Source organism: Tissierella pigra (genome assembly GCF_009695605.1).
Taxonomy (GTDB): Bacteria; Bacillota; Clostridia; order Tissierellales; family Tissierellaceae; genus Tissierella; species Tissierella pigra.
In genome coordinates, this window is record NZ_VUNQ01000003.1 from 112,555 (window position 1) to 136,768 (window position 24,214).

The following is a 24,214-nucleotide window of genomic DNA, read 5'->3' on the forward strand; positions in this document are numbered from 1 at the left end:
AAACTCTATCTGAGACGCTATATTATGCTCATTTTACTTTCTTATATATATCTTTTTATTATCAGCAAATGGAATTAACATATTATCCCATTGTACTATATCTAATTCAGGCCATTTTTGAATCCATTTCTTAACTTTTTTATCATAAATCTCTTTTGTTATTTGTCTATTATTAGCAACAATCTTCATATGAAAAATATCCTTCAGTCCAAAAGGTGCATAAACTTCCCAGTCTTTTTCAGATAACTTTCTTACTCCCAAGGAGGTAGCTGTTGTTGGCCAAGTATCTATTGCATCCTCTATGGATTTATATGGTTCAATATTATATCCAAATTTATCCCTATACCATAAATGAACCCTAGCCTGATTCTTAACATCTAACCAAAAAGGAAATCCATCTAATTCTTGATTTAAGTATTCCATAACTTCTCTCTCATATTTTTCTTCTATATTTTTAGGATTATAATAAACTATATCAATATCATCTATACCATAATCAACTGGTCGATTAGTTAGTATATTCCACACAGTTTGAGTAATAGCTCCTGCACCAATATAAAAATCTTCAGCCTTAAGTTCAGATAAAACTGAAATTATTTTTTGCAAATATAAATTATTTTCAATTATATCTATTAATTTTTCAGCGTCCTTTAATAAAGTCATTAAAACAAACTCCTTCTTTATTTAATAATAGTAATTAATATCTTTTTCGTTCAATGGTATCTTTAAAGTAATTTTCTATAATAGTATTTGTTATCCTCATCCATATCCTCTGATTTCTCAAATCCAACACTGCTCCAAAATCTTTCATTTGCCTCATTTGTCGGTGTAAGTTCAATATATAAAGCACCTTCATCGTTAATATGGTTTTGGGCCTTTAAATAAGCTAACTTTCCATAACCTAAATTTCGGTAATTTGGCTGGATATAGCATTCCATTAAAAAACATTTTCCTTCTTCATCAAAATAGGTAACATACATTAAAAAACCAATGATAATTTCTTCTTTATTTATAAAAAGTATTCTCAATGGATTTTTATCTCTTATTCTAAGTTTCTCAATTGCATCTCTATATTCATCTGAATAAAAATAATCTAAGTCGAAGTCATCTCCTAACGAAGCATTTACAGATAATTCATCAATATAACTATCAAATAATTTCCAAAATGTCGTTACATCAGCTTTATTTTTTACTATAGATAATTCTGAACTATTACTCATTATGAACCTCCTAGTATAATTTTAGATATTCTTATATTAAACATCCTTGATATTTCTATTTCTTATTTTCATTTCCTTTTGATAAAGCTTCTAACATAATTAAAAAGTTCAAGTCCAATTTCAATATTTGGTGATTCCCATGTAGCAAGAGTTTCAGTAAAGTTACCCTTCCATGGAAATATTTCTGTCGGCTCAAAATAGTATTCCTCTGTCAACTCCATAGAAAAATAGCAGGGTTCACTAATTGAAATTATATCTTTTTGATCTATAGATTTTATTGCTTCAATTACACTATTTTTTATGATTCCGTAAGTTTCCTGTGGTAGTGGTTCCCATCTTGTTGCCTTGTTCTTTACTGTGATACAAGTAACATTTTTAGAAATTTCCCTTGCTTCTTTATGTGACGCATTACATCCAATATTGGCAATGTATTTTGTTCCACAAAAACTCAGTGCAGCCTGTCCAATTTCAGCTATGTGTATTCCATTAACAAGTAATGCTTTTATCGGTGGAGTTTGAATTGTATGGGGAAAATATGCCTCTAATTCTCCAAAGCCCTGAACCATGACGTATTGCTTCAACATTATTTTCAAAAATCCCACTTGCACCTTCCATGTCTGCTATTAAAATAAGTTGTCTTTTCATTTCATACCTCCTATCATATATTTTCTTTCTTCATGTAAATTGGAATTAAGAAAATTCAAATTAACCCACTAATGATATTAGCCCTAATCTTCCATTCAGGTATTATTACTTCTACAATTTTTTATAGGTGTTAAAAAACTCCCTTAACTCTTCCTTAGAAACTTCTGAAAGATCATGCCATCGAATTCCTTGTATTGCACCTTCTAAAGCATATAACCTATTTATACAGGCAGAGTCATCGATTTCCTTTATTCTCAGCCAAGCTTGCCTACTACCAGTTTCAATCAACTGATTAATGGTTTCTATGCCAACTTCATTTAATTGTTGCTCAACTTTGTTTCCAATGTTTATTAATGTTGATAGCTCTCCCATGGATAATTCCTCCTATTCAAATTTAATAAGTTTCCATAAAGTATCAGTTCAATTGCATTATCCAATCTTGTCAATGTGGTCATTAAGCCATTATTACTACTCACCATCCTCACCATAAAGCCATCTTATTCCTCCTGGCCAGCCTTTATCACTCATTTCTAGGATACCTTTATAGTACTGATTAATACCACTTACTGAGTAATCATAGTTTATGTGGTCATTTATATAATAATTTGAAATTGCGATCCCACTAAATTGATTAAAATCAATATCTGAAGTATGTCCACTATATGCGTAATGAATATTAAATAGTTGTATTATACGTGATGGTAATCCAATTAATTGATATAGAATACAAGCTACTCTAGAAATATCTGTACACCAATTAGAACCACGTTTTATAATATGTTCTTCTGTTCCTCCAAATATCATATCATCTAAATCATCACTTTCAATTATTTCATATAATCTTGAACAAAATGATACAATCTTTATAATCTTATCTTCCACTGAAGTAACTTCAGAAATAAGTTTATATACAAGACTTTCCAAATCAGCTCTTGAACCTAGAATATATTCAATTTCTTTTTTAGTATAATCTCCATATAAATATTCTTTAGTATCGTCACATAATCTAATCATATTTTCAAAAATAACTCTATCTACAGAATTTTTTCCATGAATATCATTTTCCAACATAATTGCATAGGCTCTACCAAACTGATTTATACCTTTATAAGCTGATAAATTGTCCATGTCTATTCCTCCTAAGCTATAAAACATTTTATAATTTCACTTGTATTTAAAAATTATAACAATATTAAAAATGTTGCTATCATTACCATTTTGAGTTCAATATTTCAGCTTTCTTGATTTCATATTCTTCCTTCGAAATAATTCCATCTTGATATAATTTATCAAGCTTTCGGAGTTTAGCATCAAAATCCTCTTGCTGCTCATGTATATCAATTTCATATACTCCAGCTCCTTTTGAACTAAATAGATTATATAAATGATACCCCGTAACTCCAGCAGCACCTAATGTCCAAACTACTCCAAATATCCCCATGACTGAAATTTGAGTAATACCAAATATTACAAAAATAATTCCTATTACTCCTGCTATGGCAGAACTAAATTTTGAAGGTTTAACTCTGACTTTCTTCAAACAATTCACATCCTATCTAAAATTTTATTGAAACTTTCAGTGTCCATACTTTTGTAGCCAATACAGTGATAACTTCATGAATTATTATAAGCATTAATAATTTGTATTATGGCTAAAAACTACTGATAAAATATTAAATGTAGTTATATTTTGAAGTCCCTATCTATCAATCCTTTATTTTATTAATGACATTTGATATCCTATATGTGCAATCCTTAATTCGTAAGTCTTTGCTTCTCCATGAATCAGATAATGGAAATCTAACTCCATCTTTTACTGTAGTTCCCATGTCCCAAAAACCTTCTGGTTCTTTGTTATTGTTTAACCATTCTACTACAAATTCAAGCTTATTTTTACAACCTGGGTTTTTATACTTAGACAATAGTTCAATAGCTCCAATATATCTACTGGCCTGTTTCGATTTAAAAAGTTCAGGCAAAACAGATATCTTTTTATCATATATATAATAAATACCAGATTGATGTTGCAATACATAATCAAATAATGCTACTGCTACTTCATCCTCAAGAGAGTTAGCAATTAATGAAATTTGATAAAAAGTTGATAAATCAAGCAACCGCCCTCCTCTTGGTGGTAATTTATATTTTTTTTGGTATGTTTCTATATAAATATTATTGTCATATACTCCTTTCTCAAAGGCATGACTTATTATATCAATCCATTTTCTAGCCACATTATTTGCATTATTATCATCTTTTGTAAATCTTCGTATCCAAGTTGATAACATAAGTGTTGTAAATATATTCCAATTATGTAATTTTTCTTTTCGATCAGGTATTTCTTTTTTCCCTGCTAAACAATCTTGCATATAGGATACTGCTTTTATTATGGGACTGTCATTTATTGTATAACCTAATATTTCCAATCTTCTTATGGCCTGTTCAGTTGTTATTGGATTTTGTTTCGAAGGTTCACTTAGAGTATGAAAATATCCCCAGGAACCATCATCCTTCTGTAAATCAATTATATCCGATGCCCACTTTGAGTTCTTATAATCATTCATAACCACCACTCTCCATTTATAATATGCCACTTAACTTTTTTTCATATAGGTGATTCGCTAACATCTCGATATTCTTAACAATAATTCCCTAAACTCTGTCCCATGATTCTATTTTATTTTGATTTTTCAAATAGCCATTTATATAATTCGTCTCTTTCAAATACTGTAGTACATAATTCATGTCCAGCATCTTCTACATAAGTTCAAATAATGGATTTATTTCCTATTTAACATACTATCCTGATTCAAATTTAGCCTTAATTTATATAAAAACTACAACTCTAAACAAATGGCCATGGATAAGTCTACTAGATTAATTCTAAGATCTTCTCTCCTTACCCAATTTCTGGAATCCCATTGAATTCCACTTAAGTCATCACCACCATGAAGTATTTGTCCTAAGATAACCTTTCTAAATTTAGATACTGCGAAAAATGCAGCTGCTTCCATTTCAACAGTTATACACCCTTCTGAAACACGCAATGCTATTTTCTCTTCTGTTTCACGATAAAACGAATCTGTAGTCCATGTTTTAGCTTTAATAAATGGTATCTGATTATTTTCAAGATAATCTGTAATACATTTTAAAGCCTGTTCGTTGCATTCTACTTCTCTAGATGGTTCTAAATAGTGATATGATAATCCTTCATCTCTAACTGCTGAATAGGGAACAACCAAATGTCCTACTTGGATATTCTTCTTCAATACGCCTGCTGCTCCACATACAATGAACTTCTTAAATCCCATTGCTATTAGTTCTTCCAGTTGTGCACCAGAACCCGCTGATCCCAAGTAACCTTGAACTATTCCTATTGGTTTGCCATTAAATTCTGTTTCATATATAGGCAATACAACTGTTGCTGTATAAAATTTAGCAATTTCCTTTAATTTTCCTTCATCTAACATTTTCTTAATAACATCACCAAAAAATGTAATCACACAATACTCAGGAACATCTTGTCTTTTTATAACTTCAGACGGCTCAATTTTAGCCCTTGGACTAGAATCAAACTCCAGTATAGGAAAATCTTTTTTTAACATGATTTTTCCTCCCTTTTACTATTATTTCTTTTCTCAAATACTCCATTATATTCATTTACCTCAGTTCTCATTACTATTTTGATTATTCATGGACTTGCTATAATCCTAAACATATCTAGGTGATTTGCTCCACATACCTATATATATAACATTAAAAATCATAATACAGGATCAATATCAAATGGAAACTGTTTTGCTTCTTTTGTTTTAAAGTTTACTTTATATCCTACTCCATCCTTATAGAAAAATCCTTCATTAAGTTCAATTCTTACATAACACATATCTTCATCATTCTCATTATTATGTGCGAAATACCAAGGCTCAAATACCTTTATCAATTTTTCTCTAATCTCTTTATTTTCCGTTAGCAATGGATGTCCAATATTGTAGCCATTTCCACTAAATCGGTAGAACTCATTACATAGTGCAACTGGGCTATTATTCTTTAATTCCTGAACCTTTTGGGTTTTTGAATATGTGACTACATAAAATGAGTTATCTTCATAGAAAGTATCCACAACTCGAACTGATGGCACATTATCTTTTACTGTTGCCATTGAAAACTGACAATCCTCTGCAAATAATTCCTTCATGACCTCCATAGCTTTTTCATAAGCATTCATTTTCAAGTCCCCCTAAAATTTTTATTCATACAGCAAATTCTTATAACATATTTAATTCTGCATAAATTCCCAAATTCCTTCTTTTTTCAACTAATATTTTCATCTAAATTAAAACAAGGCAGATGATGAAGCATATACCTCATCATCTGCCTTGTTCTTTATCCTAAAGACTGACATTATTCCTGTTGTCTATAAATACCTTTACAGCTCTATTGAGTATTCCAGTCAAATATGCCAATAAGATTCCATAATTGGTAATAGGTACTCCTTTGTCACTACATATCTTTATCCTATTTTCCATGATCCTCTTATTTAACATACAAGACCCACAGTGTATTACCAAATCATAGGTTTCTAAATCCTTTGGGAAATCCTCTCCCATTCTAAAATTAAAGTCTATTTTTTTACCTAAATACTTAGTAAGCAGTGTGGGAATCTTCACCTTTCCTATATCCTCATGAGAGGTGTTATGGGAACAACTTTCCATAATTAGAACTTTAGGTACTTCCTTTTCTTTTAACCTTTCAACAGTTCTTATTCCATTTAAGAAAGTATTTAAATCTCCTTTTTGCCTAGCCATTATAATAGAAAAGCTAGTTAGATTTATACTTTTCGGCACTATTTTATCTACCTCTTTAAATATTTTAGAATCTGTGACTACAAGGTCTATATCCTTTAAATCCTCTATTGCTGAAACCAATTCTGTATCTCTTACTACATAGGATTTTATTCCATGGTCTAAACAATCTCTTATTAGTTGAACTTGAGGTAAAATTAGTCTTCCCTTTGGTGCTTCCCCATCTATTGGGACTACCATTATTACCTTTCCACCATGGGAAATAATATCTCCTATTAAAGTTTCCTCCTCCTTTTCTACATCAAGTCTTTTTATTAATTCATCCTTTAAAATAGATATTGTGGCATTATCCTTTATAGACATAAATACAGCACTATTCCACTTTCTCTTAATTTCTTCCAATCTTTCCTCTAAAACTGTATCTATTTTATTGACAACTATAATATAGGGAATATCTCTCTTTTTGAACTCCTCTACAAATTTTTCATGATACTTATTATCTATATCATCTATCTCTATTACATATATAGCAAAATCTATTTTTTCTAGGGTCTTTATGGTTTTTTCTACTCTCAGTTCTCCAAGACAACCTTCATCATCTATTCCCCCTGTATCTATAAAAACCACAGGTCCAAATGGAATTAACTCCACTGCCTTAGATACTGGATCTGTTGTAGTACCTTTGATTTCCGATACTAAGGATATTTCCTGCCCTATAATAGCATTCATAATAGATGATTTTCCTGCATTTCTTTTTCCATAGAATCCTATATGTTTTCTATTAGCCTTTGGTGTTTTCATAATCTTTCACCTATTTATAAATATAAATCCCTTTCTCCTTTTTTTATCCTATCTATCTTATTTAAAAGAAGATTTTTTATATCTTCCCTTTCTATATTCTCTATTTCTCTATTGATCATATTATCTACGGTGTTTTGAAGTTCTTCATCACCATAGTCTAAGGAATATTCTAAAAGAGTCATCATAGCATTCGGTCCACAGATATTCTGTATTTGTCCAGATTTTGCAAGACTCATGAATCTGTCTCCAGTTCTTCCCATTCTATAGCAAGCTGTACAATAAGAGGGAACATGTCCCTCTTCTATTAGCTCTCTTATTACTTCAAAGGGCTTTCTATTATCTGATACTTCAAACTGCAATTTATTTCCTTCTTCACTTTCCTTATATCCTCCTACACCTGTACAAGAACCTGCACTTATTTGAGACACCCCATATTCTATTACTTCTTTTCTTATCTTATGGGTTTCTCTTGTAGATAAAATAATTCCTGTAAAGGGAACTGCCAGTCTTATAATAGCAACAATTTTTTTAAATTCCTCATCAGTTAACAAATAAGGAAATTCTTCTAAGTTCATTCCCTGTGCTTTTTTAAGTCTTGGTACAGAAATAGTATGAAATCCTACTCCATATTCTCTTTCTAAATATTCATTGTGAAGCATTAAAGCCAATATCTCAAACTTATAATCGTAAAGTCCAAATAATACTCCTGCTCCCACATCATCTATGCCAGCTTCCATAGCTCTGTTAAAGGCAGTTAAATGATAATCATAGTTTGCCTTAGGTCCATTTAGATGTGCCTTTTCATAGGTTGGTTTATGGTAAGTTTCCTGGAATAATATGTAAGTTCCTATTCCAGCTTCTTTAAGTTTTTTATAGTTTTCTACTGTAGTAGATGCTATATTTACATTAATCCTTCTAATAACTCCATTATCATTTTGAGTTTCATATATGGATTTTATTGCATCTATTATATAATCTATATCACAATTTACTGGATCTTCTCCTGCTTCTAAGGCTAATCTTTTGTGTCCCATTTTTTCCAATAGTTTTACTTCTTCTTGTATTTCTTCTTTCGTTAATTTTCTTCTGTTAAATTCATTATTGTACTTATATCCACAATAACTACAATTATTTACACAATAATCACTTACATAAAGGGGAGCAAAAATCACAATTCTATTACCATAAATACTTCTTTTAACTTCTCCTGCAATTTTATAGATTTCCTTTAATTCATTTTCATCTTCTACTTGAAGTAGAATAGCTATATCTTTAAAAGAAAGGTTTTCTTTATTTCTAGCTTTATTTAGTACTCTTTTAATATCTTCCTTTGCCACATTTTTAGTTTCTTCCAATAATTTATATATAAATTCATGGTTAATCATTATTCTGCCTCCATTTTATATTGTCTCCTCTAGACATGTCTATGGAAAATCCTGATGATACTATTCTTTTTTCTATACAATTTCTACACTCTGCTGCTTCATCTCCAGTACAAATCTTTCCATTATATAGAGAATATTTTTCTCTTACAGTAGTAGGTGATAGATTTGGCATAACTACATTTGCTCCTGCCTTTATTCCTTTTTCCCTTCCAAGGGGATCAATGGTTCCTAGTGCTGTTGTTGCTGGTAATAATCCATGGGGTAAAAATAATCTAGTTAAAGCAATCATAGTAATAGTGTCTTCCAAAGTACCACCCTGTTGATTTTTATAAATAGTATCTTTATGTGGAATAAATGGTCCTATACCTACCATTTCTGGGTCTAATTCTTTTAAAAATAATAAATCCTTGGCTAAATCTTCCTTAGTCTGTGTTGGTATACCAACCATAAATCCTGCTCCTACTTGGTATCCTATTTTCTTTAGATTCCACAAGGATTCTATTCTGTTATTATAATCTGTATTTATATGTATCTTTTCAAATAATTCTTTACTGGCTGTTTCATGTCTTAAAAGGTATCTATCTGCTCCAGCATTATAATATTTCTCATAGGATTCATAAGGCTTTTCTCCTAGGGAAAGGGTAACTGCCACATCTTTATATTTATTTTTTATTTCCTTTATTATTTCCACTATCATATCATCTGAATAGTAATTATCTTCTCCACCTTGAAGTACGAAAGTTCTATATCCTAGACTATAGCCTAATTCTGAACACTCCTGAATTTCCTCTAAACTTAATCTATATCTTTCCACATTCTTGTTGAAAGAGTTTATACCACAATATTTACATCCCTTTGTACAATAATTACTAAATTCAATTAAACCTCTCATATAAACCTTATTTCCATAGGTTTTCATTCGGGTTTCATGAGCTTTTTCTATAAGGTAGTCTTTTCCTTGATTTTCAATATGATTAAGTATATATACTATTTCATCAAAATCTAAATAATTATTTTTATATAATTTATCTATTAAATTCTTTATCTTCATTGGTTTCCCTCTCTTTAAGTTTCTTAGAGATACTATAATTGGCAATATGGATATTATCCATACTGCCAATTATTAATTCACAATTAAGCGTCAGCCCCTGACTTCTTGTGTACATGTAATAATTCATGATTATCCTTTAATAAATCTTCAAACAAGGACATCACCAAAGGATTTTTTTCTGAACTCTTAATATGGGATGTTCTGTCAAGTTTATAAAGCCCTTTAGCTCTTTCCTTTCTCATAGCTGTATCCATAGGAACTGGCTGTCCTCCACCTGCTATACAGCCGCCTGGACAGGCCATTACTTCAACAAAATCGTAATACCTTTCTCCTGCTTTTATTTGATTTATTAAATCATTTGCAACTTTCAGGCCATGAACTATGGCAACTTTAACCTCTTTTCCATCTACATCAAAACTTGCTTCCTTTAAATTCTCCATTCCTCTAACATCGCTAAATAACAAATCCTTTGCAAAGTGGTCAGGTTTATCTTTCAATAGTCTAGTAACTACAGCTTCAGTTACTCCACCAGTAGCACCAAATATTATACCAGACCCACTGGCTAAACCAAAAGGCATATCAAAGGATTCTTCCTCTAATTGTTCAAATATAATTCCTGCTTCTTTAATAAGAAGTGCCAATTCTTGAGTAGTGATTACTATGTCTACATCTTTAACACCGTTATATTCAAATTCTTCCCTAGCTGCCTCCGCTTTTTTTGCAGTACAAGGCATTACTGAAATTAATATAGTTTCTTTATCTTCTTCTTTATCTATTTTCTTATAATATTCCTTTATAACTGCCCCAAACATTTGCTGAGGAGATTTACACGTAGAAATATTATCTACCATATCTGGGAATTTGTTTTCTGCAAATTTAACCCATCCTGGACAACAGGAAGTAAATAGTGGTAGGTTTTCTCCTTTAGTTAGTCTTTCTACAAATTCTTTACTTTCTTCTATTACTGTCATATCTGCAGCAAATGCCGTATCATAAACTTCATGGATTCCAATGGTTTTAAGAGCTGCAACTATTTTACCTATAGTAATTTCTCCAGGCTCCAATCCAAATTCTTCACCTAAGGCTACTCTTACTGCTGGTGCTACTTGAGCTATTACTCTCTTTCTCTTGTTATGAATTGCTTCCCACACTTTATGATTTTCCTTCTTAATTATAATGGCTCCCGTAGGACAAACTGCTCTACATTGTCCACAATTTATACAGTTTACTTCAGCAATATCCCTATCAAAAGCAGCAGATACTGTCATACTTGAACCTCTATGAGCAAAACTTAGAGCACCTACTCCTTGAACTTCTTCACATACTCTTACACAGTCTCCACATAATATACATTTATTTGGATTTCTTACTATACTTAAACTAGACTTATCTATTGGCAGACTTTTCTCTATTTCATCAAATCTAATATCCTTTATACCAAATCTAACAGCTAATTCTTGAAGTTGACATTTACCAGTTCTATCACAGGCAGTACAATCTCTATCATGGTTTGCCAGTATCATTTCAAGTATATTTTTTCTATATTTTTGTACCTTTGGAGTATTTGTAAACACTTCCATACCATCCTTTGGTAATTGAGAACATGATGCAAAAGTATTTCCCCATTTATCTTCCACCATACACATTCTACAAGCACCATAAATACTTAATTCTGAATGGTAACAAAATGTAGGTAAACTTATACCAGCTTTTCTAACTACTTCTAATATATTTTTCTCTCCATCAAAATCTATTTTTCTACCATCTATAATCATTGTACCTTTCATGCCTAAGCCTCCCTTATAGCTGCGAATGCACAGGATTCTATACAAGCACCGCATTTAATACATTTATTTTGATCAATTTCAAATGGTTCCTTTATTTTTCCACTAATTGCACCTACAGGACAAATTCTGCTACACTTACTACATCCTTTGCAAAGCTCAGAGCTAATTTCTATTACCTTTAATCCTTGGCAAGTCTTTGTAGAACATCTCTTATTTTCTACATGGTCTAAATATTCGTCTTTAAAATATTTTAAGGAACTGACTACAGGATTTGCCGCAGTTTTACCTAATCCACAAAGAGCAGTATTGGTTATGGTATCTGCCATCTCCTCAAGTAAGTCTAAATCTTCTACTGTTCCTTGTCCAGATACTATTTTTTCTAAAATATTTAACATAATCTTAGTTCCTTCTCTACAAGGAACACATTTTCCACAGGATTCATTTTGGGTAAAGTTCATAAAGAATCTGGCTACTTCTACCATACAAGTATCTTCATCCATTATTACCATTCCACCAGAGCCAATCATAGCACCAGCATCTGTTAAGGAGTCAAAATCCAGGGACATATCTAAATGTTCTTCCGTTAAACATCCACCTGATGGTCCTCCTATTTGAACTGCCTTAAATCCTTTATTATCTTTAATGCCTCCACCTATATTGAATATAATCTCCCTAAGAGTTGTTCCCATAGGCACTTCTATTAATCCAGTATTATTCACATTTCCAGTCAGTGCAAACGCCTTTGTTCCTGGACTTCCCTTTGTTCCATAGGATTTATACCATTCTGCGCCATTCATAATTATATGTCTAACATTGGCAAAGGTCTCCACATTATTAAGGACAGTAGGTTTTCTCCAAAGTCCCTCTTCTACAGTTCTTTTTGCCTTTACTCTAGGCATTCCTCTTTCCCCTTCAATAGATGCAATAAGGGCACTACCTTCACCACATACAAAGGCTCCAGCTCCTTGATTTACATGAAGTTCAAAGTTTAAACTTGTACCTAAAATGTTTTTTCCTAGTAATCCGATTTTTCTTGCTTGTTCTATAGCTTTGTTCAGCCTAGCAACTGCCAAAGGATATTCTGCTCTAACATAAATATATCCTTCTGATGCTCCAGTAGCATAGGCAGCAATAGCCATACCTTCAATAATATTGTGAGGATCCCCTTCCATTAAAGACCTATCCATAAACGCACCTGGATCTCCTTCATCACCGTTACATACTACATACTTCATATCACTATCATATGATAAAACTTGCAGCCACTTCTTTCCAGCAGGATAGCCTCCGCCTCCTCTTCCACGTAAGTTTGCATCAGATATTTCTTTACAAACTTCCTCTGGTGTCATAGTATCTAAAGCTTTAGCTAATGCTTGGTATCCACCATAAGCAATATATTCTTCAATAGACTCTGCATCTATATGTCCGCAATGTTCCAATACAACTCTAGTTTGTGATTTATAGAAAGGTATTTCTTCCTGTTGGTGATAGACTTTATTATCTTTACTATACATAAGTCTTTCAATTGGTTTTCCCTCTACTAAAGTAGTATTTACAATTTCCTCACAATCCTCTAACTTAACCTTTAAATATAGAAATTTATCTGGTTCAATTCTAACTAATGGACCTGCCTCACAAAACCCATGACATCCAGACTTTTTTATTCCTATGCCCTCATTTTCTTCATATAATTCCACATCCGCCAATATACCTTTTTCTTCTATTAGTCTTTTTATCTCAGCATAAATCTCTAATGAACCACCTGCTACACAGCCTGTCCCTCCACAAACTAGGACTTGCTTATATTGTTTATCTAAAGAATTCTTAAATGCCTTAGATACATCCATAAGTTCTTGAATACTAGCTATTGTCATCTATATTTCCTCCCTTAATTTATTTAAGAGTTCCACTGTAGATTCAGGAGTCATTTTGCCATAAACCTTTTCATTGATATTTAGTACTGGTGCTAAACCACAAGCTCCAAGACATGATACTGTTTCAACAGTGAACATCAAATCATCTGTAGTTTGTTTATCTTTACTAAGACCTAGCTCCTTGTGCAACGCATTAAGTATAGGTATAGACTTTCTAACATGACATGCTGTACCATCACAAATCTTAATAACATATTTTCCTTTTGGTTCCAATGAAAAGTTCTCATAAAATGTGGCAATACCATAAATTTTAGAGGGAGTAATATCCATCTTATTTGCTATGTACTCCAACACTTCTTCAGGCAAGTACCTATAATTTCCTTGAATTTCTTGTAAAATAGTAATTATTGAAGATTGTTTACTTCCATGTTTCATTACAACTTCATCAATGGTATCTTTCATCTCCAAAGTAAGCATAATTTAACCTCCTAATTATTTTTATATATTTTGTTAATTATTTAACCTTGATTTTTAGAAATCCCTTATACAAAGTGTTCTTATTTACATTGGATATTTACTCCGATCATCAATTATAATCTTGATTAGAATGCTAGAATTTTCAAAAAGAATAGAATTATCAAACCTGCTTGTTTCAATATATTGAAGAATTTATTAAATCTTAATAATGTAATTTTATCAAAATTATTATTTTAGTCAATACATATTATTATAATTTTTTCGACTATTTTAACTCTTTTAATAAAATACTTTTTATATATAATCAATTAATATTAAATATTTTTATACTATTATTGTTTATTTCTTAACATTGCTTTTACTTTGATTTTACTAAAGTTAAAGGGTAAAAGTTTCTATGAACCTTTGCCCCTTTTTAAGTTAAACTTTATTTATTCTATAAGTGGATTTTCAAAAACATTATCATATGGTGATTTCTTAGCAAAATCTTTTGCTTCTTTCTCAGCTTTTTCTATTGGTAACATTGTTCCTGGTCCTCCTACACAACCTCCAGGGCATGCCATTCCCTCCAATAGGTAGCCATTGAATTTTCCTGCCTTTGCCATGGCCAACATCTTGCGGCATTCTGACAGACCGTTGGCATTATGAGTTAGGACATTTACATCTGGATGTGCTTTTTCTATACTTGCCTTCACTGATGCTGCAACTCCTGATGCAAAGGCAAAGTTTCTTCCTTTTGTTGATGCATCTGCAACAATTTCATCTTCTTCAATTTCAGCAACATCAATATTGGCTGCTACAAATATTGCTGCAAGTTCTTCATAGGTAAGTACAAAATCAACATATGGTCGAACCTCTTCTTCCATTGCTTCAATTTTTTTTGAGATACATGGACCTATAAATACTATCTTGCCACTTGGGCTTCTTCTTTTAATTGCCTTAGCTGTCTCTACCATTGGTGTATTAGAAGAAGATATATATTGGTATAAATCAGGGAAAAATTTCTTAGCCGTCATAGTCCAAGACGGACAGCAGGATGTCCCCAAAAATGGTTGTTTTTCTGGTACAAGTTGTGGAAACATTTCAGCCTCATGTTTAGCAGCAACGTCTGCTCCTAATGCCACCTCTATAATTTCTGTAAACCCTAAGTTCTTTGCTGCTTTTACTATTTTACCAGGCGTTGCAAAAGGTCCAAATTGACCTACAAAAGAAGGTGCTATTATTGCGTGAACTTCTTCTCCCCTTTTAATAGCAAGAACCAATTGAAATATATCTGTTTTATCTGTAATTGCCGCAAAAGGACAATTTACTATACACATACCACAACTTACACATTTATCATAATTTATCTTTGCTCTGCCCAATTCATCAGATTCTATGGCATCTACTCCACATGCAGCTTTACAAGGTCTTTCTAATTTCATAATAGCATGATATTGACAAGCCTTAGCACATTTTCCACAATCTATACATTTATCTTTATCTATTATAGCTCTATCCTTTCCCATGGAAATAGCATTCACAGGACATACTATTATACAAGGATGGGCAATACACTTTCTGCAATTATCAGTAACAAAATGTTTAGAGCTTTCGCATGCAGTACAAGCAAATGGAATCACATTAACTAATGGTTCTTTGATTATACTATGGGTCACTACTGCTTCATCTACTACCTTAGATAGACGACCATTATCCACATTTACTTTTCTATCTAAACCTAGTCCAAGCCTAGTTCTAGCTGCAACAATAGCTCTTTCATGAAAAATACTTCCCCTGTATAGAGGTACTTCACCATTAATTACCTTATATGGTATATCGTCTACTTCTAATGGATCTCTTCCTTCCCAAGCTATCTTTGCGATTTCTGTAAATACTTGTCTTCTTATATATGTAATGGGAGTAAAGATGCCTCTCATCATTTTACCACCTCAAGAATTTCTGACATAACTATTTCTGCACTGGCATTTGTAATTATCTTGCCATTTAGTTCAACTACAGGTGCTTTATTATTCTCACAATACTTTAAACATTTTACTGCTTCAATTTCAATTTGATCTGGATATTCTGATTGTAATCTTTCAAGATTTTCTTCTAAATTTAAATTCCCCATCATTGTACAATGAGTCCCCATACAAATCTTTACCTTGACTTCCATTTTACCACTTCCTTCCTATGTATTTGCTATGACTTTAGCATGTTCAAAATACAGAATAATATTAAATATCTTATATATTCTCAGCATCATTTTGAAAATATAACTTATTTATTATTATGATTAGATAATACCATTCTTTAAATCCTTCATCAATAGTTTTAATAATTATATATTATTTTTGTAACTTGTTTGTTACCTAAAGCCTATTGTTCAAGTGTATAATATAAATATTGAAAGGAGAATATTGTATGTGGAAAAAGTCTATAAAATTCATAATATCCATCCTATGTCTAACTATTTTTACTATAGCTTGTTCTAAAAATGAAAGTTTTCCAACTACATTAAATTTAGAGCAGTCAATTAAGGAAATTATCATATCCAAAGGCTCTAATTATGACTTTTTAAAGGATGCGTCCTATATAGAACATATGTATAAATTTAGTTCTGAACTTACTGAAAGTAAATCTCCCATTTATGCACTAGGCAATCTTAGTGAAGATAATATTCCTGAACTGGCTATATTTAACAAAAGAGATCCTAATAATGTAAATGATGAAGGAAGTTTAGAAATTTATAAATTTAACGGCGAAAAATATGTTTCCATAGATAAAGTCCCAATGAACTATGATAATGATAACTATCAAATTGTAATAGGAAAAATATCTGAAAATCAAAATGGCTTATTTTTAAACAATCAAGTTGGTGCTCATTCAGGACTAACCTACGGATTTATATTAGAAGATGAAAAATTAAAAAATATACTTAATGATAAGAAATTATCTTTAATATCCATATATACTAATAATCAGATTAAAGACATAGATAATGATGGTATACTTGAATTCAGTATATATACGATTGACCCTGAAACAGAAGATTCCTCCTCTGTTGACTCTGATAAAATGACTCTCTGGTATAAATGGGATGGTAGCGACAGTGCTGATTTAGTTAAAATAGAAAGAAAAGATTATTCTAAGGACGACTCCAATATAGAAGTATTTAATGAAGCCAAAACTTTAATAGAAAATGATTTTTCTGAAAGCTTAAAATATATGGATGAGCATAAAAGTCAACTATCTAAATTTCACAATACTGAGCTTTTAATAAAGTATATTGAACATCTAGAGGAAATGTCCTACGATGAAGGAATTGAAGTAGAAAATCTATTTATCAAATATCAAAATGATGAAAATTTTGATTATTTATTTAAAAAATATGGTTTATCCATGGAAAAATTAAATAGTTTAGAATATCTAAATCGTGAAAAAGTACTAAAAGATGAAGAAGAATTAAAAAAACATCTAATAGAGCATATTAATTTAGGATATAAATTAGTGACTTCTGAAGGCATTTATTATTATCAAGTTGATAACCAAAAGTTTATAAATATATTTGATGGAAATATAACTAATGAATATAGTGATTATCTAAAGATATTAGCATTAGAAACTAATGAACCTTTTATGAATGATGGAAGTCTAGTAATAACCATGGATAAATTAGCAGAAAGAATACTTTTAGTTGAAAGTTTTAAAATGATCTATCCTTATTCAAATTTTTTACCAAAGATAAATGAAATCTATAATTGGTATATGCAAACTTATTTTTTTGGAGATAATCATGATCCAAACTTCGATATAGGAACCTTTGTAATGAAAGAAAAAGTCATAAATGAATTTGAAAAGACCATAGAAAAATACGAATATACTAATTTTGCAAATATAATACAAGGTTTTGTAAATGATTTGAAAGCAAATAATAATATAATTAATGATGAAATCAGAAACAAATTAAATGATAGGTTAAATTAGTAACAAAAATCCTCTCTCATAATAGTATGTATTAATTCATATAATTATTGAGGGGGGATTTTTTTGCTGGCAAGAAAAGAATTTATTCAAGCTTCATTAGAAACAAATTTGTTTTTCCAAAGAATCATGAAGGAACATTTAGCTTTAATAGAAGTAAATCTTCCATCTGTCAATGCTTCTTATATTACTGAATCCAACTTACTTAAATCTTCTTTTGAAGACCTTTTAGGAGAAACAATTATATTTGGAAACTGTGCCATAAGAGAAAGCGTATTGAAATCAAATGAATTAGTCACCAACTATACACTTAGAGCAGAAGAAATAACATCTACACTAACTGGATTAAAAATAAATACTAATATTACTGAAGCTGAATTAGATTTAAGGTCAGATCCCGATTTTGACTACACAGAATGGCTAGAAGAAAAGGTGCAAAATATTAATTGCAGGTCCTTAAATCTTCTAGAAGAAGTAATAAAATTTAAAGAAAAACTCTTAGATTTATTTTTAAATTGCAAAATATTTATGACAATGTATCCCCATATGTTACATCATCTTATTGATGAAGCAAAGCTCTATAAAGACCTACTATTATGCTTAATAGAAAAAACATTGCCTAATAAACCCATATGCGATGAACTTAGATTTTGGAATCATATAATGGAAGACCACGGAGAATTCATAGATGGAATGTTAGACCCTACTGAAAAAGATTTAAAACGTAGAGCTGAAGAATTTGTTAAAAAGTTTGAAGAATTAGTAAAGGAATCTATTAAATGTCATGAAAAACAATTAGCTGAAAAGAGTTTAATTACTACTAAAGAATTTAGAGATTTTAAAGTATCTGCTGTAGAAGGATTGTTGAATTGTAAGATAAAATCAATTATTCCACCATTATTAGGGGACCATATTTTAAGAGAAGCAAATCACTATATTAGAATATTGAAGGAAATGAAAATCTGATGTAATCCATCAGATTTTCTTATGATTATTCTATCTTTCTATAAAGAGTAGCCATACTTATACCTAACTGTTTAGCCACCTCTGTCTTTCCCTCTAAACTATTTCCATAACGATTTAGATAATTTTCTATAATAGTTTTTTCATAAATCTTAGTCATTTCAGCCAATGTTTTACTATCCTGTTTGTCTTTAGAATCTATTTTCTTTCTTATATTTTTTACACCTACAATACTATCTTCTTCAAAAATAGTAGCATATTCTATAAGATTTTTTAGCTCCCTAATATTCCCTGGATAGGAGTATCCCAATAGATACTTTTCACATTCTGCTGAAAACCCAAGTAAATCCTTTTTATATATTTTAGAAAAATGATTTAGAAAGTATCTGGAGAGCATTATAATATCATATCCTCGTTCCCTCAAGGGTGGTATATAAATAGGAACTACATTTAATCTATATAATAAATCCTCTCTAAAACACCCTTCTCTTACCATCTTATGCAAATCTCTATGAGTGGCAGAAATAACTCTAGGGTTAACTTTAATAGACTTATGTCCTCCTACTTTGGTTATTTCCTTTTCTTCAAGAGCACGTAGGATTTTTACCTGCATAGAATATGGTAAATCTCCTATTTCATCTAAAAATAATGTTCCTTCTTTTGCTATTTCAAACTTACCTACTTTCCCAGTAGTATTTGCACCAGTAAAAGATCCTTTCTCATATCCAAACAATTCAGATTCTATTAGATTTTCTGGAATTGCTCCGCAGTTAATAGCCATAAAAACATCTTCCCTACGATGACTAGCTGTATGTATTGCCCTTGCAAATATTTCTTTACCAGTACCTGTTTCTCCTATTAATAACACAGATACATCCTTTTCAGCAACCTGAATAGCTTGTCGCTTGGCATTTATAAGAAGTTCACTTTCTCCGATTATATTATCAAAGGTAGTTATATGCTTGTTTAAATCAGACTTTAAAACAGATTCCTTCATCTTATTAAAATCAGAAAACACTAAAATTATCCCTTGCTTACTTCCCCCAATTTTTATTATATTTGAGTTAATAATAAATTCATATTCCCCGATTTTAACAGGTCCAACTTCTCCATAGAAATGTTTTTTATCTAATTCTTCTAAACTCTTTTTTGGTATTATCTCCTCAATATCTAAAATAAGATTTATATCTAAATCAAGTCTTTCATTGATATAGTTATTTTTTGTCATTATTTTCATATTATTATCCAATATAATTATTCCCTCATTTAAGGAATTAATCAATGTAACCAACTCAGTTGAACGATACTCTAATAATTCTCCAAATCGCTTCTCACTTAAAATAGTACAAATAATATTACTTAGTTGATTTTCAAATTTTATATAACTATCCTTATTGTTTATAATATTATCTCTTGCCTTTTCATTGAAAGCACACATCCCAAGTACCCCTATGATTTTTCCATTAAAATGTATAGGAATACATAGTTCTGCCAATTCATTACAGCTGTCTTTGTTAAAGCAGTTTAAACAGAGAGGATCATTTATAGTATCAGTAATCAGGTATTGTTTTCCCGTCATTAAACTTTTGTGAAAAACTGAATTCACAGGGGCTTTATTTCTAAAAACCTTATTTATATTATTTGTAGCCACAATTCGATTTAGATTTTCATCTACTATTGTAATATCTATATTGGTTACAGAATACATAGCATCAATAATATGCTTGAGCTCAGGAGCTATACTTTTTAAAAGATTCATTTTATCATCCTTTATTTAAAACTTTGATTACAAATAAGTTTATCATATAAATATATCATAATCAATAAATATACCCACTTTTATTATCATTTTTGAGAATAATTATTCAAAATTGATAAATTCATATATACCATGAAATATCAATGAAAAATTAATTGTTACTTCAATAAGTTTATCATATTTGAGAAAGATTTATTTATTTATATGGACTTAATATATATCTAATATTTGAATTTAACCATTTTGTTTAATATTTAACTATTTTTCCTTTATTGGCATAGTACTTGCTTAATTAATAGTCGAAAGGAGAAGGATGTTATGATAAATAATAATCTTTTAATTGAAATATTAAAGGATCAAGTAAAACCAGCTCTTGGGTGTACAGAGCCTGGAGCTGTGGCATATGCCGTTGCTCGTGCTAAAGAAATACTTGATTCCAATGTTGAAAATCTAATTATTGGCGTTAATAGTAATATATTAAAAAATGGATTAGGTGTGGGCATACCCGGCACTAATGAGCGTGGAATTATATTTGCTGCTGCCCTTTCCTTAGTTATAGGGAAATCTGAATATGGCTTGGAAGTTCTTAAAGATGTAAAAAAAGAAAGTATAAAAGAAGCCTTAGACATTGTAAACTCTAAGATTATTACTTTAGAATTAAACAAAGAGGCAGAAGGACTTTATATTTCTGTAGAAGCTTTTAGTAAAAATAATACATCAAAAGTTATAATTAAAAATTCCCATACAAATATAGTATTTGAAAGTAAAAATGATGAAGTTTTACTTAACAAGGATAATTTAAATAAAGAACAGAGTATTTCTAGTACAAGCTCAAATTATGAAATAAAATATGAAATTCAGAACTTTAATATCAAACAGCTTATAGACTTTTCAATAAATGGAAATATTGAAGATTTATCCTTTATTCAAGATGGAATAGATATGAACCTATGCCTTGCAAAAATAGGTATTTCTGAAGATTTAGGAATGGGGCTAGGTAAATACCTATATGATAATGTAATGGACGTATATACTAAAGCCAAGGCATATACCTCTGGTGCTTCAGAAGCAAGAATGTCTGGATACCCACTTCCTGTAATGAGTAGTGCTGGTTCTGGAAACCATGGACTTGTAGCAATTATTCCTTTGAGTATAATTGGAAAAGAGAAAAATATTTCAGAGGAAAAAATCATTCGTTCCATTACTCTTAGTCATTTAGTAACTATTTATGTTAAGTCCTATATAGGCTCTCTATCTCCTGTATGTGGATGTGGTGTTGCTGCTGGAGTTGGTTGTGCCGCTGGACTTACCTTCATGGGTGGTGGAAACCATGTACAAATTCAAGGTTCTATTAATAATATGATTGCTGGTATTACTGGAATGATATGTGATGGTGCAAAACTAGGCTGTTCTTATAAATTATCAATATCTGTAGATGCAGCTATTGATGCTTCTAATATGGCATTAAAGAATATCTTTATACCAATAGATAATGGAATATTAGGCGAGACAACAGAACAAACCATTAAAAATCTAGCTCATGTATCAAATACTGGTATGAATAATACTGATAATATTATATTAGATGTAATGTTAAATAAATGTTAATAAATATCCTCTAGGAAAATTCTAGAGGATATTTATTAACATACCATATAATAAAAAGTACACATTTCTGATGTTCATCTATATTATCAAGTAAAATCATATTTATATAGTTTCACTTAATTTGAATTTCTTCATTTCATTTTGCAATAACTCTGCTACATCATTTAAGCCCTTAGCCTTTTCAGAAACCATCTCTATGCTTCCTAATTGTTCATATGCCGAAGCTGAAACTTGTTCAGTACCAGCAGATGTTTCTTCGGCAGAAGCTGAAATATTTTCTATTGCAATGATTATTTGCTCTTTACGTCCATTCATCTCTCTAGAAAGGGTTTCTACATTTTTAGCAACTCCTATTATTTTATCCAAAGCTTCTTTAATAGTATTGAAAATTTCACTAGTATCTTCAGAAGATTTCACATTTTCTTTAACTATATCTAAGCTTGTTTCAATTTCATTTACTGCATTTTTAGATATATCTTGAATAGCATCTATTTTATTCTTAATATCTCCTGTTGCCTTAGAAGTTTGTTCTGATAATTTCCTAATTTCCTCTGCCACAACTGCAAACCCTTTTCCAGCCTCCCCTGCCCTTGCAGATTCAATAGATGCGTTAAGAGCCAATAAATTTGTCTGAGTAGCAATCTCTGTAATAATGCTTACTATACTTGAAATATCGGAAGAAGTTTTATCTACTTCTTTAACAATTGTACTTACTTGCTGAGAAGACAATTTGTTTTTTTCAGACCATTCAGAAAGCTGACTAACAATAGAAACTCCTTCACTACTAAGTTTATCTATATCCTTTGTCATATTTGCAATGCTCAATGTACTATCAATTATATAGTCAATGTTCTTAGACAATTGACCTATTTGTTCAGCACCTTTTTCAGTATCGTGAGCTTGTTCTTCGGTAGCCTTTGCTATTTCACTAATTGCTGAATTAATCTCATCTGTAGTTCTAACTGTATCACCAGAAATAACTGTCAATACCCTTGCTGATTCTGTTAACTCCTCGCTGGTATCTAATATAGCATATATTACATTTTTCAAGGAGTCACGCATACTAATAATCTTCTGTGCCATTGATCCGATTTCATCACATCTATTAGATAAAACCTCTAAATCAGGGTTTTCAGTAAAATCAAGTATAGCAGTTTGGTGAATAACTCCCTCTAATAATGTTATGGCTACAATAATACGATCAATTATAAACCACATTAAAACCCCTATTACAATAAAACTTCCACACCCTATTATAATTTGATAAAACAACACAGCAGTTGAAATAGACTTTATGCCACTTTCTGGAACACCAATATCTAAAACTCCATATAACTCTCCATTTTTATAAATAGGCTCCATTATATCATAAGTCCATATTCCTTGTGTTTCTGCATACCATCTAGTAAATTGATTTTTTCCATGTTTAGCTCCATCAATAGTGTACTCATCTTCATAAACCTTATTAAGTTTCTGTATATCACTATGAGCCACTGCTTGAACATCTTTGTCGATTACAATAGCATAGGTGACATTGTTTTGAGTTGACTTTAATTCAACAAATTTTTGTAATTCTGGAATTGGATTAGTTTCATTATTCAAAATTACTTCTACTTGTTTTGCCATTTCAAAAACTTGTTCCTTAGCCTTTTCAATTAGTACATTTTTACTTTTTTCTTTTAGAACTAAGTTTGTAAAAACTGCACTTACAACAAAGGCTAAAAGTAGTAAACTCAGTATTACAGTAGTTAAAAGTCTTCTTATACTCTTATTCTTCATTTATTTCCCCCCTAAATATTGGTGTATAAAAATAACCTTAATGACTTTCAATTACATTATATATATCAATATATTAACAATTCAGTTTCTGGAA

Annotated in this window: 22 protein-coding genes; 3 read left to right on the forward strand and 19 right to left on the reverse strand. The window is 30.7% G+C overall.

Translation table 11 applies throughout. The features are described 5' to 3' along the window. Nucleotides 1–33: 33 nt before the first annotated feature. The 17 genes from FYJ83_RS02725 to FYJ83_RS02805 all read right to left on the reverse strand — a co-directional run bounded on the left by FYJ83_RS02725 (nucleotide 34) and on the right by FYJ83_RS02805 (nucleotide 16,203). A complete protein-coding gene (locus tag FYJ83_RS02725) occupies nucleotides 34–663 on the reverse strand; it encodes a nucleotidyltransferase family protein (protein ID WP_154438803.1) in 630 nt (209 codons plus the stop codon). Nucleotides 664–725: 62 nt separating this feature from the next. Beyond that, on the reverse strand, nucleotides 726–1,220 hold the full coding sequence (locus tag FYJ83_RS02730) for a GNAT family N-acetyltransferase (protein ID WP_154438804.1): 495 nt from the start codon (nucleotides 1,218–1,220) through the stop codon (nucleotides 726–728). A 68-nt stretch (nucleotides 1,221–1,288) separates the two neighbouring features. Continuing rightward, nucleotides 1,289–1,804: a M55 family metallopeptidase gene (locus FYJ83_RS02735; protein WP_229768473.1), complete on the reverse strand. Its 516-nt coding sequence runs from the start codon at nucleotides 1,802–1,804 to the stop codon at nucleotides 1,289–1,291. A 172-nt stretch (nucleotides 1,805–1,976) separates the two neighbouring features. Beyond that, on the reverse strand, nucleotides 1,977–2,237 hold the full coding sequence (locus FYJ83_RS02740; RefSeq protein ID WP_154438806.1) for a TfoX/Sxy family protein: 261 nt from the start codon (nucleotides 2,235–2,237) through the stop codon (nucleotides 1,977–1,979). Between the two features lie 96 nt (nucleotides 2,238–2,333). Beyond that, a complete protein-coding gene (locus FYJ83_RS02745) occupies nucleotides 2,334–2,993 on the reverse strand; it encodes a hypothetical protein (protein WP_154438807.1) in 660 nt (219 codons plus the stop codon). Between the two features lie 82 nt (nucleotides 2,994–3,075). Continuing rightward, complete coding sequence (locus FYJ83_RS02750) at nucleotides 3,076–3,405, reverse strand: SHOCT domain-containing protein (RefSeq protein ID WP_154438808.1); 330 nt, start codon at nucleotides 3,403–3,405, stop codon at nucleotides 3,076–3,078. Between the two features lie 166 nt (nucleotides 3,406–3,571). Continuing rightward, on the reverse strand, nucleotides 3,572–4,429 hold the full coding sequence (locus FYJ83_RS02755) for a hypothetical protein (protein WP_154438809.1): 858 nt from the start codon (nucleotides 4,427–4,429) through the stop codon (nucleotides 3,572–3,574). Between the two features lie 273 nt (nucleotides 4,430–4,702). After that, a complete protein-coding gene (locus tag FYJ83_RS02760; RefSeq protein ID WP_154438810.1) occupies nucleotides 4,703–5,470 on the reverse strand; it encodes a nucleoside phosphorylase in 768 nt (255 codons plus the stop codon). 158 nt (nucleotides 5,471–5,628) lie between these two features. Next, the gene (locus tag FYJ83_RS02765; RefSeq protein ID WP_154438811.1) at nucleotides 5,629–6,093 is read right to left on the reverse strand and encodes a pyridoxamine 5'-phosphate oxidase family protein; all 465 of its coding nucleotides are present in this window, start codon (nucleotides 6,091–6,093) and stop codon (nucleotides 5,629–5,631) included. 163 nt (nucleotides 6,094–6,256) lie between these two features. Continuing rightward, a complete protein-coding gene (gene hydF / locus FYJ83_RS02770) occupies nucleotides 6,257–7,471 on the reverse strand; it encodes a [FeFe] hydrogenase H-cluster maturation GTPase HydF (protein WP_154438812.1) in 1,215 nt (404 codons plus the stop codon). A gap of 14 nt (nucleotides 7,472–7,485) precedes the next feature. Next, entirely contained in the window at nucleotides 7,486–8,856 is a 1,371-nt protein-coding gene (gene hydG / locus FYJ83_RS02775; RefSeq protein ID WP_154438813.1) for a [FeFe] hydrogenase H-cluster radical SAM maturase HydG, read from the reverse strand. Continuing rightward, nucleotides 8,849–9,907, reverse strand: coding sequence for a [FeFe] hydrogenase H-cluster radical SAM maturase HydE (gene hydE / locus FYJ83_RS02780; protein ID WP_154438814.1), 1,059 nt, complete (start codon nucleotides 9,905–9,907; stop codon nucleotides 8,849–8,851). The genes hydG and hydE overlap by 8 nt, the downstream gene beginning before the upstream one ends. Nucleotides 9,908–9,990: 83 nt before the next feature. Further along, nucleotides 9,991–11,694 carry a [FeFe] hydrogenase, group A gene (locus tag FYJ83_RS02785; RefSeq protein WP_154438815.1) on the reverse strand — a complete coding sequence of 568 codons (1,704 nt, stop codon included), beginning with the start codon at nucleotides 11,692–11,694 and terminating at the stop codon, nucleotides 9,991–9,993. Between the two features lie 2 nt (nucleotides 11,695–11,696). Continuing rightward, nucleotides 11,697–13,568, reverse strand: a complete 1,872-nt coding sequence (locus FYJ83_RS02790; RefSeq protein ID WP_154438816.1) for an NADH-quinone oxidoreductase subunit NuoF — start codon at nucleotides 13,566–13,568, stop codon at nucleotides 11,697–11,699. Continuing rightward, nucleotides 13,569–14,045 carry an NADH-quinone oxidoreductase subunit NuoE family protein gene (locus tag FYJ83_RS02795; protein ID WP_154438817.1) on the reverse strand — a complete coding sequence of 159 codons (477 nt, stop codon included), beginning with the start codon at nucleotides 14,043–14,045 and terminating at the stop codon, nucleotides 13,569–13,571. A gap of 431 nt (nucleotides 14,046–14,476) precedes the next feature. After that, nucleotides 14,477–15,964, reverse strand: coding sequence for a 4Fe-4S dicluster domain-containing protein (locus FYJ83_RS02800; RefSeq protein ID WP_154438818.1), 1,488 nt, complete (start codon nucleotides 15,962–15,964; stop codon nucleotides 14,477–14,479). After that, the gene (locus FYJ83_RS02805) at nucleotides 15,964–16,203 is read right to left on the reverse strand and encodes an NAD(P)H-dependent oxidoreductase subunit E (protein WP_154438819.1); all 240 of its coding nucleotides are present in this window, start codon (nucleotides 16,201–16,203) and stop codon (nucleotides 15,964–15,966) included. The genes FYJ83_RS02800 and FYJ83_RS02805 overlap by 1 nt, the downstream gene beginning before the upstream one ends. Before the next feature lie 248 nt (nucleotides 16,204–16,451). Here FYJ83_RS02805 and FYJ83_RS02810 point away from each other — a divergent pair, with 248 nt between their 5' ends. Together FYJ83_RS02810 and FYJ83_RS02815 are read left to right on the forward strand one after the other, a co-directional pair. Then, nucleotides 16,452–18,014: a hypothetical protein gene (locus FYJ83_RS02810; RefSeq protein WP_154438820.1), complete on the forward strand. Its 1,563-nt coding sequence runs from the start codon at nucleotides 16,452–16,454 to the stop codon at nucleotides 18,012–18,014. A gap of 63 nt (nucleotides 18,015–18,077) precedes the next feature. Then, on the forward strand, nucleotides 18,078–18,977 hold the full coding sequence (locus FYJ83_RS02815) for a DUF2935 domain-containing protein (RefSeq protein ID WP_154438821.1): 900 nt from the start codon (nucleotides 18,078–18,080) through the stop codon (nucleotides 18,975–18,977). Between the two features lie 25 nt (nucleotides 18,978–19,002). Here FYJ83_RS02815 and FYJ83_RS02820 read toward each other — a convergent pair whose 3' ends face one another. Then, nucleotides 19,003–20,733 carry a sigma 54-interacting transcriptional regulator gene (locus FYJ83_RS02820; protein WP_154438822.1) on the reverse strand — a complete coding sequence of 577 codons (1,731 nt, stop codon included), beginning with the start codon at nucleotides 20,731–20,733 and terminating at the stop codon, nucleotides 19,003–19,005. Between the two features lie 318 nt (nucleotides 20,734–21,051). Here FYJ83_RS02820 and FYJ83_RS02825 point away from each other — a divergent pair, with 318 nt between their 5' ends. Next, complete coding sequence (locus FYJ83_RS02825; RefSeq protein WP_154438823.1) at nucleotides 21,052–22,341, forward strand: L-cysteine desulfidase family protein; 1,290 nt, start codon at nucleotides 21,052–21,054, stop codon at nucleotides 22,339–22,341. Between the two features lie 102 nt (nucleotides 22,342–22,443). Here the strand turns inward: FYJ83_RS02825 and FYJ83_RS02830 are convergent, their stop codons facing one another. Further along, nucleotides 22,444–24,120, reverse strand: a complete 1,677-nt coding sequence (locus FYJ83_RS02830) for a methyl-accepting chemotaxis protein (RefSeq protein ID WP_154438824.1) — start codon at nucleotides 24,118–24,120, stop codon at nucleotides 22,444–22,446. Between the last annotated feature and the right edge of the window lie 94 nt (nucleotides 24,121–24,214).